This is a genomic window from Bacillus cereus group sp. BceL220 (assembly GCF_051776965.1).
Taxonomy (GTDB): Bacteria; Bacillota; Bacilli; order Bacillales; family Bacillaceae_G; genus Bacillus_A; species Bacillus_A cereus.
In genome coordinates this window covers 119,990-134,916 of the sequence record NZ_JBPWBC010000009.1, presented here as the reverse complement: position 1 = coordinate 134,916, position 14,927 = coordinate 119,990, and the positions used below count along the sequence as shown (strand labels likewise).

The following is a 14,927-nucleotide window of genomic DNA, read 5'->3' as shown; positions in this document are numbered from 1 at the left end:
TTTAAATATTAATCCCGCGAACAAAATCCGTCAATACTTTTATTTATAAAAACGTTTACATTTTTGTCACAAAGTTGTATAATTTTCGACGAAGTTAATATTGACAGTCACGGAGAAACGGAGTACACGGCTATGAATCATAAAAAAGGAAACTTTTTTATATTTCATGGCCTTTTTATGTTCTCTGTCTTAAAACGCTTCGAATTAATTAGGGGAGGATTTTCATTTTATGTTTTTCACACAATTATTTAAACCTGCGCCCCACGCGGAACGCTTACCAGCTGATCGCGTTGATAGCGAATACCGTAAATTACGTTTACAAGTATTCTTAGGTATCTTCATCGGTTATGCAGGTTACTACTTTGTTCGAAAAAACTTTTCACTAGCAATGCCATACTTAATCGAGCAAGGCTTTAGTAAAGGGGAACTTGGGGTTATCCTTTCAGCAGTATCTATCGCTTACGGATTAAGTAAATTCTTGATGGGTATCGTATCCGATCGTTGTAATCCTCGCTACTTTTTAGCAGCTGGGCTATTTTTATCAGGTATCATTAATATTATTTTCGGCTCATTTTCTTTCATTACAACGAGCATTATACTTATGTTTGTACTTCAGTTTTTAAATGGATGGGTACAAGGTATGGGCTGGCCTCCTTGTGGCCGTACGATGGTTCACTGGTTCTCTATTAGCGAACGTGGTACAAAAATGTCTATTTGGAACGTCGCTCATAATGTCGGCGGCGCGCTTATGCCTTCTCTTGTAACATTAGGCTTATACTTCTTCGCAGATGACTGGAAAAGTATTTTTTACTTCCCAGGTATTCTTTCAATTTTAGTTGGTATTTATGTATTAATTACAATGAAAGATACGCCTCAATCTTGTGGACTACCTTCTATTGAAGAACATACTGGAGAATATCCACCAGATGAAAAAGTAAAAGACCGCGAACGCGAGCTTTCAGTAAAGGAAATTTTATTTAAATACGTATTAAACAATAAGTTTTTATGGTACATCGCTATTGCGAACGTTTTCGTATATTTCGTACGTTACGGCGTTGTAGACTGGGCTCCTACTTATTTAGTAGAAGAAAAAAGCTTTACTCATAGTAGCTCACGTACTGCTTACGCTCTATATGAATGGGCTGGTATTCCAGGTACACTTCTTTGCGGATGGATGAGTGATAAACTATTTAAAGGTCGTCGTGCACCTGCTGGTATTCTATTTATGGTCGGTGTATTTATCGCAGTTCTTGTTTACTGGTTAAACCCTCCTGGTAATCCAATGGTTGATAGTATCGCACTTGTCGCAATTGGATTTTTAATTTACGGACCGGTTATGTTAATTGGTCTACACGCTCTAGATTTAGCACCAAAGAAAGCTGCTGGAACTGCAGCAGGCTTAACTGGATTCTTCGGTTACTTAGGCGGAGCAGCTTTCGCTAGTGCCGCTATGGGCTTTATCGTAGATGCATTCGGATGGGATGGCGGATTCATCTTATTACTTGCATCTTGCGTACTTGCAATGTTCTTCCTTGCTCTTACTTTAAATACAGGGTCAGTAAAACAAAAGCAAGCTTAAGTACAAATATTATACTTATCAAAAAAAGAGAGACCATTCTTTCCAGAATGCCTCTCTTTTTTCTACATATAAATCTTTTTTCTTACAAAAGATTTATTTTCCTCTCATATATATGTTAGCGTTTCCAAATCACTTCAATACCTAATACAACTGCATTCCACTTTTATATAAAAAGATTTTTGAATACTTTTTCAACTTATCCTTGTCAAACATTGTCAATTTATATTAAAATAACAACATACAAAATATTTAGTCTTTTCAGAAAAGATGGAGGGATAGCCATGAAGAATTCACTTCTTCGTATTGAAAACTTGCAAACTTCCTTTCGTATACAAGATCAGTATCATGCAGCAGTTGATAATGTATCCTTAACTGTTCATGAAAATGAAATTGTTGCTATCGTTGGTGAGTCAGGATGCGGAAAAAGTGCACTTGCCCTTTCCATTATGCGACTGCATAATGAAGCAAATACAAAATTACAAGGGCAGCTTTACTATAGAGATAAGGACTTACTAAGCATGTCAACCGCCGAAATAAATAAAGTACGCGGTTCAAATATCGGAATGATTTTCCAAGAACCTCTTACAGCACTCGATCCTCTTATGACAGTTGGAAAACAAATCGAAGAAAACTTAGACTACCACACAAGCCTTTCAAAAGTTGAAAAGAAAGAACGCACCTTAGAACTACTTCATCAAGTTGGTATTCCAAAACCAGAACTTACATATAAACAATACCCACACGAATTATCTGGCGGAATGAGACAAAGAATTGTTATCGCAATTGCAATTGCTTGTAAGCCAGGGCTCATTATTGCAGATGAGCCAACAACTGCACTTGACGTAACCATTCAAGCGCAAATTTTAGATTTATTACGTTCCATTCAAGAACAAACGAAAATGGGCATCATCTTAATTACACACGATTTAAGCGTCGTGGCCGAAACCGCTGATCGTATCGTCGTTATGTATGCAGGACAAGTTGTAGAAACAGGAACAGTCGAAGAGATTTTTAATAACCCTCTTCATCCATATACTCGTTCCTTATTAAATTCAATCCCGTCTGCATCTGCTGAAAAAGAAAAATTACATGTTATTCAAGGCGTTGTACCGACATTAGCTAAGTTACCTCGCACAGGTTGTCGATTCCAAGCACGGATTCCATGGATTAGACCTGATCAACATGAAGAAAATCCCGTTTTACATGAAGTAAAACAAGACCATTGGGTACGTTGCACTTGCTACAAACATTTCAACTTCCAACATAAGAAAGGAGATGACGTAACTCATGGCACTGCTTAAAGTAGAAGATTTAAAAGTACACTTTCCAATTAAAGGTGGTGTTTTCGGCCGTACATTAGATTACGTTCGTGCTGTTGATGGCGTAAGCTTCGAACTACAACCTGGCGAAACATACGGAATCGTTGGGGAATCTGGGAGCGGCAAATCAACAACTGGAAAAGCAATTATGCACTTAACAAAAGCGACAGGCGGTAGCATTCATTTTAATAATAGAGATTTAACAAAATTAAGTCGCTCAGAACTAAGAGAACAACGAAAAGATATTCAGATGATTTTTCAAGATCCTTATTCATCCTTAAACCCGAAGAAACGTGTTATGGATATTATCGCTGAACCACTTCGAAATTTTGAGAAACTCTCACCTGATGAAGAGCGTAGAGCTGTTCAAGATTATCTTGATAAAGTTGGATTAAATCCTGAGTCCATGTATAAATACCCACATGAATTTTCCGGTGGACAAAGACAGCGGATTGGTATTGCACGCGCACTTACACTAAAACCGAAGCTTATTATCGCAGATGAACCTGTATCCGCGCTTGACGTGTCGGTACAAGCTCAAGTTTTAAACTTCTTGCAAGATTTACAATCTGAACTCGGACTAACATACCTATTTATTAGTCATGATTTAGGTGTAGTTCGCCATATGTGTGACCGTATCGGTGTTATGTATCGCGGACGCATTGTGGAAGAAGCAACTAGTGCTGAAATTTATAATAATCCACAGCACATCTATACGAAGCGCCTAATATCAGCTATTCCTGATATTCGTCCAGAAAACCGCGAGCAACAACGTAAATTGCGTCGTGAGGTAAGCGTTGAGTATGAGAAATCATACGAAAGTTATTTCAATGAAAATGGTCGTGCTTACGATTTAAAACCAATCTCGCCAACACACCGGGTGGCATTACCTTAAGGGAGTGATAAAACATGTGGAAATTTATATTACGCCGGGTTTTAGTTATGATACCGCAATTATTCATATTAAGCGTACTCGTCTTTACACTGGCTAAGGCAATGCCAGGTGATGCATTAAGTGGCGCTGAACTAGCAAACCCAAAAGCCGATCCAAAAGTGCTCGAAGAACAACGTGAAAAACTAGGTTTAAACGATCCTATTCCCACTCAATATGTAAGGTGGATTTCAAATGCTGTACAAGGGGATTTCGGTATTTCTTACGCACATAAAATAAAAGTAACAGATATTATCGGGGAACGTCTTGGCAATACCATACTGTTAGCTCTTCTTATTCTTATTCTTACTTACTTAATTGCTATTCCACTTGGAGTTATAAGTGGACGTTGGAATGATACGTGGGCTGATCGACTCATTACGCTCTATAACTTTTTAGGATTCGGTACACCACTATTTATTTTCGGGTTAGTAATGTTATTCTTATTCGGCTTTTTATATCCAATTTTCCCTACGAGTGGTAGCGTTGATCCACAAGTTGCAACAGGATCATTTGATTACTATTTAAGTAAATTCAATCATATGATTTTACCAGCTTTATCTGGGGCATTAATTGGAACTGTAGGAACTGTACAATATTTACGAAGTGAAATTATCGATACGAAACATAAAGATTTTGTACGCACAGTAAAAGCAAAAGGTGTACCAGAATCTAAAGTATATTCCAGACATATTTTAAGAAATTCATTTTTACCAATTGCAGCATTTTTAGGATATGAAATTACAGGTTTAGTTGGAGGCTCTATTATTCTAGAAAATATTTTCGGCTATCCAGGAATTGGACAACTATTTTTCCAATCTATCACTCAACGTGATTTCAGTGTCGTAACTGCTCTTGTATTATTTACTGGATTCGCAACGCTACTCGGGACTCTTCTTTCCGATATTATTCTAAGCATCGTTGATCCACGTATTCGTATTGATTAATGGAGGTGAAGAAACGTTATGTTAGCAAATCCTGAAAAACAAACTGAAGTCATTCATTACGAAAAGAGCCCCTCTGGTTTCTCCATTATGTGGCGAGAATTTCGTAAAGATAAACTAGCAATGTTTTCTCTATTCTTTTTAGCTTTAATATTAATAGCCGTTTACGCAACTTCATTTATTATGAAGCAAGAAGATATCGTCCGAGTCGATTTATTCGCTATTTATGACCCTCCTTCTGCTGAACATTGGTTAGGAACTGATTATGGAGGCCGTGATATTTTCGGACAATTAATTATTGGTACACGTAACTCCTTTACGGTTGGTTTAGCCATCACTCTTTTAGCAACCCTTATCGGTCTTACGACGGGACTAATTGCTGGCTATTTTGGAGGAGTTGTCGATAACATCATTATGCGTTTTATCGACTTTATGATGATTTTACCATTCTTAATGATTGTTATCGTGTTTATCTCACTCGTTCCAACTTTCAATATTACGACATTTATTCTCATAATGACCGCTTTCTTATGGGTCGGAAAAGCAAGGCTTATACGCTCTAAAGTATTGACTGAGAAAGAACTTGATTACGTATCTGCATCAAAAACATTAGGAACACCAAATTGGAAAATAATCTTCCAGCAAATATTACCTAATTTAAGTTCTATTATTATCGTAAATATCACATTAAATCTTGCTGGTAACATCGGAATTGAATCTAGTTTAACTTACTTAGGCTTCGGTCTACCAGAGAGCACACCAAGTCTTGGTACACTTGTAAGTTACGCAACTAACCCAGATGTATTACAAGAAAAGTGGTGGATTTGGTTACCCGCATCAATCATGATTTTAGTGTTGATGCTGTGTATAAATTTTATTGGTCAAGCGTTAAAGCGTGCGGCTGATGCGAGACAAAGAAAAGGATAAGGGGTGGAGAAGTTATGAACAAACCAAAACTGTACAAAGTATTAAGTACACTTGCTGCTTCAACATTATTACTATCTGCATGTGGGGGTGCTGATAGCGGTAGTAAAAAGGCAAACACAAAAAAAGTAGAAACAAATAAATTTAGTGCTGCTGTAAAAAATGACGGTAAAGAAATTAAAGACGGATCATTAACTTATGGACTCGTTTCAAATTCACCTTTCGCTGGTGTTTTAAGTAGGGTATTGTATGAAGTTGCTCCAGATTCAGAGATTATGGATTTCTTTGATGAACAATTATTAGCTACAGATAAAAACTGGGAAATTACAAATGACGGTGCTGCAACTTATACAATTTCTGAAGATAAAAAAACAATTACAATTAAAATTAAAGATAATGTAAAATGGCACGATGGTAATCCTGTAACAGCTGAGGATTTAGAATATTCTTACTTAATAATCGGTAATAGCAAATATACAGGTATCCGTTACGATACACAAATGCAAATGATTGAAGGTATGGAAGAATATCACAATGGAAAAGCTGACAAAATTTCTGGTATTAAAGTAGTCGATCCAAAAACAATTTCCATTACTTATAAAGAAGTAAACCCTTCACTAAAAACTGGTATTTGGACATATCCTACACCTAAAAAATATTTAGGTGATGTACCAATTGAAAAACTAGCTGAATCAGATAAAATCCGTCAAAATCCAATTGGATTCGGTCCATTTAAAGTGAAGAAAATCGTTCCTGGTGAATCAGTTGAGTATGAGCGTTTTGATGATTACTGGGGCGGCAAACCTAAGCTAAAAAATGTAACATTAAAAGTTGTAAATCCATCTATTGTTAGTGCATCTCTGAAAAAAGGTGATATTGATATTGCAGCAATTACTGCTGATCAATATCCGAACGTAAGTAAATTAAAAAACACACAACTAATTGGTAAAACTGACCTTGCTTACACTTATATCGGATTTAAGTTCGGACATATGGACAAAGCAAAGAATGAAGCTGTAATGGATAACGATAAGTTCAAAGACGTTCGTTTACGTCAAGCGATGGCACATGCAATTGATAGAGAAAAATTAGGAGAGAAAGTATATCACGGACTTCGCGTTCCAGCTAACTCTCCAATTCCACCATCTATGCCAAAGTACCATAATAATGATGTTGGTGCGTATAATTTCGATGTAAATAAAGCGAAAAAACTATTAGATGAAGCTGGGTATAAAGATAAAAATGGTGATGGATTCCGTGAAGATCCAAAAGGTAATGAATTGAAGATTAACTTCTTAACTAGTAGTGGTAGTGAAACAAGTGAACCGCTGGCTAAATTCTACATTCAATCTTGGAAAGATATCGGCTTAAAAGTAGAACTTGTTGATGGACGCTTACACGAATTTAATGCTATGCGTGATATGATTAAAAAAGATGATCCGAAGGTTGATATTTTTGCCGGTGCTTGGAACACTGGCTCTGACCCTGACCTTTCTGGCCTATGGGGCAAAAATGCCGGATTCAACTATCAACGCTGGGTAAATGATGAAAATACGAAGTTATTAGAAGCAGGATTATCAGAAAAAGCTACTGATGAAAAATATCGTAAAGAAGTATACGATAAATGGCAAAAATTAATTCATGACGAAGCACCGATGATTCCAATTCATTACACATTTGATTTAACAGGTGTTAATAAGCGCGTAAAAAATTATGATGTCAACACTGAAGTGAATCAAATAACTTCACATTGGAAAGACGTTACTGTAACAAGTGAGAAGCCAGAAGTAGAAAAATAAACATAAAAATAGCTCTTAGCATTTACATACATGCTAAGAGCTATTTTTTATTTTCATTGCTTTTCCTACTAATGATAACAACCAATTCCTTCCCTACTCTAATATTAAAAGATTTGATGAAATACCTTTATTAAAACAGCTAACGTAACAGATCCAGCAAATCCCCCTAAACAAATTAAGCTTACCCCTTGACTATATGACAAATTTTGAAATGATTTCATTGCTTCCATCCTCCCTATCTCCCCTTTGATACTTTTATTTTACCAATGGGAAAAATTTCATAACATCGATTTCTCTAACAACTAACTTACAAATTTGTAAGTTAACATCTTTTCAACTTATATATCTAGTATTTCCACAAATGAGAGTTATTTATACATAAAAAAGACCTCAGCTATACTAAGGTCTTTAGTTACATTTTATTTTATAATCATCACCGGACATTTCACTCGTTTTGCTATTTTATGACTTACACTACCAAGTACCATTTCTTGCAGTGTATTTAATCCTCTACTTCCCGCTATAACAAGATCTATATCTCCTGTATTTACATATTGAACAATTGTATCTCCAGGATCACCATGTAATATCGTAATTGTATAAGATATGTTCTCTTTCTTTAATAAAACTTCAATCTCTTTTAATTTATCTTTTCGACTAGCCGATATTGTTTCTAAATCTGTTTGACCTTGTATAATATCTGATTTTGCCGTTCTATTATCTACTACGTACACAACTTCAACATTTGTTTCTTCGCTACATTTCGCAATATATGTTGCATGTTCCGCTGCTCGAAGTGCATGTTCAGAACCGTCACATGCTAATATAATTTGTTTGTACATATGCTGAATCCCCTTTTCGTTATCCTACTCGTATTATATAATAAAGCCCCCTAAAAAGGAGGCTTTTAACTAGCAATTCTTTTATTATAAGTAGCTAAATTTGCAACAAGTTTTGAGCTACGTTCATTTAATCCTGTTATACTTACTTTCACACCACTTTGCTCATACTTTATGATAACTTTATCAATTGATGCCACCGCTGAATCATCCCATACGTGCGCATGAGTAAAATTCATTTCAATTTCTTTTACATCTTCATTAAATGAAAAATTTTTTATGAAATCGGCTGTGGATGCAAAGAAAAGTTGACCGTGAATTTCGTATATTTTCTTATTTTCAATATATAAATGTTTCACGTGAATCTTTGCCATATTGAATGCAAATAACACCGCACTAATTACTGTTCCGATAATTACACCTACTGCTAAGTTATGTGTAATTAGGACAATCACAACTGTTACGATCATAACAAATGCGTTTCCTTTTGGTACTTTATGAATCGTTGTTACAGAGTTCCAATCAAACGTTCCGATTGAAACCATAATCATAACCGCAACTAAAGCTGCCATCGGAATATGAACGACATAATCTCCTAAAACGAATAGTAATACGATTAAAAATCCGCCCGCTACAAATGTTGATAGGCGACCTCGTCCACCTGATTTAATATTAATAACAGATTGACCGATCATTGCACATCCTGCCATTCCTCCGAAGAAACCAGCGACGATGTTTGCGATCCCTTGTCCGCGTGCCTCTTTATGCTTATTACTTTCTGTATGCGTCATATCATCTAAAACTGAAGCTGTTAATAAAGACTCTAGTAAACCAATAATTGCAAGCATAACTGCATAAGGTAAAATAATCCCTAATGTTTCTAATGTAAATGGCACATCAGGAATACTAAAGAACGGTAATTCTTTCGGTAGGCTTCCCATATCCCCTACTGTTTTCAACTGTAATCCGCTCATAAGTGCAATACTCGTCACAATAATAATTGAAATAAGCGTAGAAGGTACAACCGTTGTAATACGTGGAAATAAATATATAATTGCAAGTCCTAATACAACGAGTGCATACATTTGCCAAGTTGCATTTTTAAAATGCGGTAATTGCGCTGTAAAAACTAAAATTCCAAGTGAATTTAAAAAACCACTCATAACAGATTTCGGAACAAACTTCATAAATGAGCTCAGTTTGAACACGCCAAAAATAATTTGGACAATACCTGTTAATATTGTTGTAGCAAATAAATATTGCAAACCATGATCTTTAACGAGCGTTACCATTAATAATGCCATTGCACCTGTTGCAGCTGAAATCATCCCAGTTCTTCCGCCAACAAATGAAATGGTAACTGCAATACAAAAGGCTGCATATAGTCCAACTGTCGGATCCACGCCTGCAATAACAGAGAAAGCTATCGCTTCAGGGATTAACGCTAAAGCAACGACAATTCCTGATAACACGTCCCCTCTCACATTAGAAAACCAATCATTTTTTATCGTTTGAAACAAAATACCACTCCTCTACTCCTTTATAATTTGATTTTCTCCATAAGAAAATCTAGCCGACTGCACGAAAGCTATTATATAACGAGTAGAAGATTTTTTACTATGTAAAAGTTTCCTAAAAAGATGTTACCTTCGTAGCTTCTTTTTTAGGAAACTTTAAATATACTATCACCTATTGTTGATTTAACGTACAATGATTTCGGATTCTACAGTATGTCAAATGAAGAGAACTTTGTTTGGATGGATGAAAAATGCACATGTAATTTAGTTCATTTAATTGAATAATCCAAGGATCAAGATATTAGCTACCAAGGGAATTCATTTAAAGTTCTATAGATATTTCCACTTCATATATGAGGTTTAGTTTGGATAGTTTAGGATTAGAGGAGTTTATGCTAATTTAATGAAAATAGTAAGAGCACTCTTTCGAGTGCTCATTTTATGCAGATACAGTTGCTTTATCCTTACGGAATATACCCATTAACCCACCGATTAATAATAATACGCCTGGTAATAAGTAAATTATAGAAATACAAATAAATCCACCGATAGCAGCCACAGTCATCATAATACCGCCAACCTTCGCTTTACTTCTTACCATAACAGATCCAACAATTCCTAAGATTGATAGAGCCACAGCTCCCCAACCTAAACCAATAACAGTATTTGCTCCATCAGCTTCAAAAGCAGCTCCCATACCGCCGATCAATAAAGCAACAAATGCACAAATAATACCAAAAATACCTCCAATAAGACCTAATACAAATTCAGCTGTTCTTTTCATTTCAATCTCTCCTTATTTAGCAACTTCAAATTCAAATTTCACTGATTTCTCGTCAAATGTAAATGTAGGTTTAAATGTACCAACAAACTTATCGCCTTCTGGTACATCAAATAACATTTTGTTTGTAATTTGGTTACCTGGCGCAATATTTTCGTTTATAAACGTATTGTCCCCACCAAAGTACTCTTTGAATTGGTTGCCGTTAGTATCAGCAACTTTCAACTCAGAAGTTCCAAAATATATATCTTTTTTGCCATTATTTTTAGCGTTAAAAGCGATTTCTAGTACTTTCCCTTTTTCAGCTTTTATGTATTCGTTAGGCTCAACGAATTTAGCTGAACTGAAAGTAAGCTGTAGACCATTAACTTCTACCGTATCTCCAATTTTATAAATCTTGCTTTCAGCTTTTTCCTTTTTATCTTTCTTTTCAGCCTGTTTAGGAGCATCGTTTTTACTCACTTCTTTAACTTCAGTTTCACCACAAGCAGCTAAACTAAAAGCAAGTGCACCTGTTAAAGCAATAGTACCCAATTTTTTATACATTCTTTTTCCTCCGATTATGTAAAATGTAAGATTTCCGAAACTATCATAACAGAAACAGTTACAACTTTTTTGTCATATTTTGTCGAGAAAAATAAAAAAAGACGCTATATCAGTAGCGTCTTTTCTCATTTCATTAATGTCCACCGTGTCCTTGACCACTTTCCTGAACAATTTCTAACCTCTCATCTAGTATTCCTTGTGTTTCAAATGAAATATCACTCGTACTTCCTAATAAGAAGCCATGATTATATGGTCCAAGTGTTGGATCATCTTTAAACTTCGGCTGAATAGTAGCAAGGAAATCATACACTGGTTGTGAAGCTTTCCCTTCTTCTAACAAGACAACAGGTGCGTGTTTACCCATATGTGAAAAAGGTGCCCCAGCAACTGCTAAATCTGGTGTTTTGCTTGAAACAAATGATAAACCGTGACCAGGTTTTGTGAATCCCCAGCCAAATTTTGTTTTTTCATCTTTAAACTTCGCAAATGCGATAGAATTTTCTGTTGGAGTCTCACCGCTAATACGCGTTACTTTCCCGTATTTGCTTAACTCTTTTTCTACTTCTTTTGAAACGATTTTTTCTGGTCCTAGTACATATATATTTGCTTTATCTTTTCTCATCTTTAATGCCTCTATTGTCGCTTCTGGCACTTTATTCTTTTCTGTATAGAGTAGTGGTTCCGGCATATGAGAAATCCAGTTTACAGCGGGGGTTGTATATAAACGTCCTTCTTCTGCAGACGAACCGATAATAACACTATTTGGGTAGCTTCCTGTTATATCGGCATACTCCTTATCAACATCTTTAGCAAATATAGCTGGGTTCGTTTCTTTTATTTGTTTTATTTTATAACCTTTTAATTGTTCAAGCGCGCTAGTACCTACATCCCCCATCACCATAATTTGTGTTCCATCTTTCGTTCCGATTGGATTTAATCGTTTTATTTCTTTTAACGTCATTTCTGGTATTTTTTCTTTTTCTATAAATAAAATCGGTCCGTTATTCGGATGATGAATAAGGTCTGCACTCGCAATACCTAATTGCCACTCGCTCACTGGTACTAAAATAACAGCACCTGGCTGGTTCTCTTTATGGGTTGCTGGCCATATCGTTTGCGAAGTTAACACTGCCATTTGCAGGGGATCATTTGTATTTAACCTCGTCACATTTTTTAAACTTGTCGTTAATAAATCATTCGATGCCCCTTCGTTCATTTCTTTTGGCGCCGTTACCTCCTGATTCATTTTCATTTCCTTTTGCTCTGTTTTTTTCTCTTTTGTAGATTCATGGTTTTTATGGTCTGTATTCGTTTGTCCGCATGCAGCAAGACCAACTGCTGTAATTATTGTTATCCCAAAAATTCGGGTCATTTTTTTCACTATACCGCCTCCGTATTAATCATTTTTGAGCCAATATGATTACCTAAAATGTAATTTCAACTCCACAATAACAAGCAATTCTGAAGAAATTATGCAGACACATCATAATCTGCACCATTTCTTCATGATTTTGCATTACACTTTAAGTAACGATTATAAATATGGAGGGCTCTCTATGATTGATATACTGCTCGTAGACGATGAACCGAGAATGCTTGAATTATTAACTCTTTATCTTACTCCAATTGGATATAACTGCGTATGTGCGAATTCAGGAGAAGAAGCTATTTTACATATAGAAAATCAAAACTTTAAATTTGTTTTACTCGATATTATGATGCCAAAGATGGACGGATGGGAAACGTGCAAAAAAATCCGATCTTTTAGTAACATTCCTATCATTATGGTTACAGCTCGTGATCAAACAGTAGATGTCGTTCAAGGATTAAAACTCGGAGCCGATGATTACGTAACGAAACCTTTCCATGAAGAAGAACTTTTCGCAAGAATTGAAGCCGTTTTAAGACGTACAAATGAACATAAACAAATCCAATATCACGGTATTGTATGGGATGAAACAAAACACTTCGTTTCTGTCCATAATGAAGAGCTCCTTCTCACACCAATTGAATTTTCTTTACTCGGATTATTTTTACGCCATGTGAACTACGTATTAAACCGTGATCAGCTCATCGAACGAATTTGGGGGTTAAACACAAATACAGAAGATCGCACAGTCGATTCACATATTCGCAATTTACGTGATAAATTGCGAAAAGCACATTTCCCTATTGATCATCATTTAAAAACTGTTTACGGAGTCGGATATCGATGGGTTGATACTCTAGATTAAGGAGCAAAGCAATGAAGCGAATTTCTATTCAGCTCGGATTTTATTTTTTGATTGTTACACTTTTAATCGAAAGTGTTCTATTTGTCTCGCTTTATTATAGCCTTGTCAACAATAGAGTAAATGAAGAAATGACAGCTTTATTAAAGCGCGGAAATAGTCACAGAGATGTCCTTGAAAAGTATTTTGATAAGCAAACAATCTCCCATGTTGCACTAATGGAATCCGAAGCCGAAACTACTGTTGTTATTACAAATGCAAATAAGGAGGTACTAGCTAAATCCAATGAAATAAATACTACTATAAAAAAGCATATTGAAAAGATGCAAACACGGACAGATCATGACGGAGCAATTATAGAGAATCATTGGAAAACATCTAATTATATATGTACAGTTAGCCCCATTGTAGTGGCTGGAAAAACGGAAGGCTACGTATATATGTTTCTCGGGACGGAATCAATCGAGGAAATGGTTAACGGGCTAACAAGACAATTCATTATTGCCGGAGTCATTACGTTTCTACTAACAGCCATCACCATCTTTCTATTATCACGTTTATTAACAAAACCATTGTTACACATGAAACATGCCACTGAAAAAATGAGTAAAGGCGATTTGTCCGTTTCGTTAACGACTACTCGAAATGATGAAATTGGTGAACTAGCATCATCTATTCAAACGCTCGCAAATGATTTACATTATATGAAAACAGAGCGAAGTGAATTTCTAGCAAGTGTTGCTCACGAATTACGAACACCGTTAACATACGTAAGAGGTTATGCTGACATTGCTTTAAAAGAAAGCACCTCTCCTGAGCAACGTTTGCGATATTTATCGATTATAAAAGATGAATCTGATTACATTACAAACTTAGTTCAAGATTTATTTTCACTTGCACAAATGGAACAACATAACTTTTCTATTCAAGTAAAGGAAGTGCATTTACACACCTTCCTTACTCGTATAGCTGAAAAAGTAAACGCCATGTATAAAGAAAGATACATTAAAGTTTCTTTCTCTTGTTCTCCTACACTGCTAGTAAACTTAGATGAACAGCGATTTGAACAAGTTATAGTAAACATTTTAAATAACGCTTATAGACATTCAAAAGAACATTCTCATATAAACATTTCTATTACAGAAGAACATAAACGTATCTCCATTACAATTGAAGATGAAGGCGAAGGTATTCCACCTGAAGACCTCCCTCACATTTTCGACCGCTTTTACCGTGTCGATAAAGCAAGAACACGCGCTACAGGTGGAACTGGCTTAGGGCTCTCTATCGTGAAGGAGATCGTAGAACTACACGGCGGGACGATTACTGTCACGAGTGAAGTTGATCATGGATCTTGTTTTATAATTTCATTACCATCCATAAAAAAACACGACTATCATCAATAGTCGTGTTTCTTTATCCCGCATTAACGGGCAGTAAGACCCCTACATCAAAATTCAGCGGAAGCAAAGAAGTTAGGTGGGGGATCAACTGCCCGTAAAAGCCCGATTGGTTCA

Annotated in this window: 14 protein-coding genes; 8 read left to right on the top strand and 6 right to left on the bottom strand. The window is 35.8% G+C overall.

The window, feature by feature from the left end; translation table 11 throughout:
* Nucleotides 1-229 precede the first annotated feature (229 nt).
* From glpT to opp4A, 6 genes are all read left to right on the top strand, one after another.
* Nucleotides 230-1,579, top strand: a complete 1,350-nt coding sequence (gene glpT, locus ACS2FK_RS21720) for a glycerol-3-phosphate transporter (RefSeq protein WP_000466384.1) — start codon at nt 230-232, stop codon at nt 1,577-1,579.
* A gap of 281 nt (nt 1,580-1,860) precedes the next feature.
* On the top strand, nt 1,861-2,880 hold the full coding sequence (locus tag ACS2FK_RS21715) for an ABC transporter ATP-binding protein (protein ID WP_000798236.1): 1,020 nt from the start codon (nt 1,861-1,863) through the stop codon (nt 2,878-2,880).
* Complete coding sequence (locus ACS2FK_RS21710) at nt 2,867-3,793, top strand: ABC transporter ATP-binding protein (protein WP_001196381.1); 927 nt, start codon at nt 2,867-2,869, stop codon at nt 3,791-3,793. The genes ACS2FK_RS21715 and ACS2FK_RS21710 overlap by 14 nt, the downstream gene beginning before the upstream one ends.
* A 14-nt stretch (nt 3,794-3,807) precedes the next feature.
* Nucleotides 3,808-4,776, top strand: coding sequence for an oligopeptide ABC transporter permease (opp4B, locus tag ACS2FK_RS21705; RefSeq protein WP_000265452.1), 969 nt, complete (start codon nt 3,808-3,810; stop codon nt 4,774-4,776).
* Nucleotides 4,777-4,794: 18 nt separating this feature from the next.
* The gene (locus ACS2FK_RS21700) at nt 4,795-5,700 is read left to right on the top strand and encodes an ABC transporter permease (protein WP_000880730.1); all 906 of its coding nucleotides are present in this window, start codon (nt 4,795-4,797) and stop codon (nt 5,698-5,700) included.
* A gap of 14 nt (nt 5,701-5,714) precedes the next feature.
* On the top strand, nt 5,715-7,496 hold the full coding sequence (gene opp4A, locus ACS2FK_RS21695) for an oligopeptide ABC transporter substrate-binding protein (RefSeq protein WP_001039729.1): 1,782 nt from the start codon (nt 5,715-5,717) through the stop codon (nt 7,494-7,496).
* A 104-nt stretch (nt 7,497-7,600) separates the two neighbouring features.
* Here opp4A and ACS2FK_RS21690 read toward each other — a convergent pair whose 3' ends face one another.
* From ACS2FK_RS21690 to ACS2FK_RS21665, 6 genes are all read right to left on the bottom strand, one after another.
* Entirely contained in the window at nt 7,601-7,717 is a 117-nt protein-coding gene (locus ACS2FK_RS21690; protein ID WP_002094283.1) for a DUF4027 family protein, read from the bottom strand.
* Nucleotides 7,718-7,915: 198 nt separating this feature from the next.
* A complete protein-coding gene (locus ACS2FK_RS21685; RefSeq protein ID WP_000278001.1) occupies nt 7,916-8,338 on the bottom strand; it encodes a universal stress protein in 423 nt (140 codons plus the stop codon).
* A gap of 65 nt (nt 8,339-8,403) precedes the next feature.
* Nucleotides 8,404-9,855 (bottom strand): SulP family inorganic anion transporter, encoded by a 1,452-nt coding sequence (locus tag ACS2FK_RS21680; RefSeq protein ID WP_063546456.1) that lies wholly within the window; start codon nt 9,853-9,855, stop codon nt 8,404-8,406.
* A gap of 436 nt (nt 9,856-10,291) precedes the next feature.
* On the bottom strand, nt 10,292-10,636 hold the full coding sequence (locus ACS2FK_RS21675; RefSeq protein WP_000831286.1) for a DUF4064 domain-containing protein: 345 nt from the start codon (nt 10,634-10,636) through the stop codon (nt 10,292-10,294).
* Between the two features lie 12 nt (nt 10,637-10,648).
* On the bottom strand, nt 10,649-11,179 hold the full coding sequence (locus ACS2FK_RS21670; protein WP_063546454.1) for a DUF4352 domain-containing protein: 531 nt from the start codon (nt 11,177-11,179) through the stop codon (nt 10,649-10,651).
* A 133-nt stretch (nt 11,180-11,312) separates the two neighbouring features.
* Nucleotides 11,313-12,560 (bottom strand): hypothetical protein, encoded by a 1,248-nt coding sequence (locus tag ACS2FK_RS21665; protein ID WP_000738870.1) that lies wholly within the window; start codon nt 12,558-12,560, stop codon nt 11,313-11,315.
* A gap of 175 nt (nt 12,561-12,735) precedes the next feature.
* On the opposite strand from ACS2FK_RS21665, the gene ACS2FK_RS21660 reads away from it, so the two are divergent.
* Together ACS2FK_RS21660 and ACS2FK_RS21655 are read left to right on the top strand one after the other, a co-directional pair.
* Nucleotides 12,736-13,413 (top strand): response regulator transcription factor, encoded by a 678-nt coding sequence (locus ACS2FK_RS21660; protein ID WP_000565468.1) that lies wholly within the window; start codon nt 12,736-12,738, stop codon nt 13,411-13,413.
* A gap of 11 nt (nt 13,414-13,424) precedes the next feature.
* The gene (locus tag ACS2FK_RS21655; RefSeq protein WP_000822580.1) at nt 13,425-14,816 is read left to right on the top strand and encodes a sensor histidine kinase; all 1,392 of its coding nucleotides are present in this window, start codon (nt 13,425-13,427) and stop codon (nt 14,814-14,816) included.
* Nucleotides 14,817-14,927 lie beyond the last annotated feature (111 nt).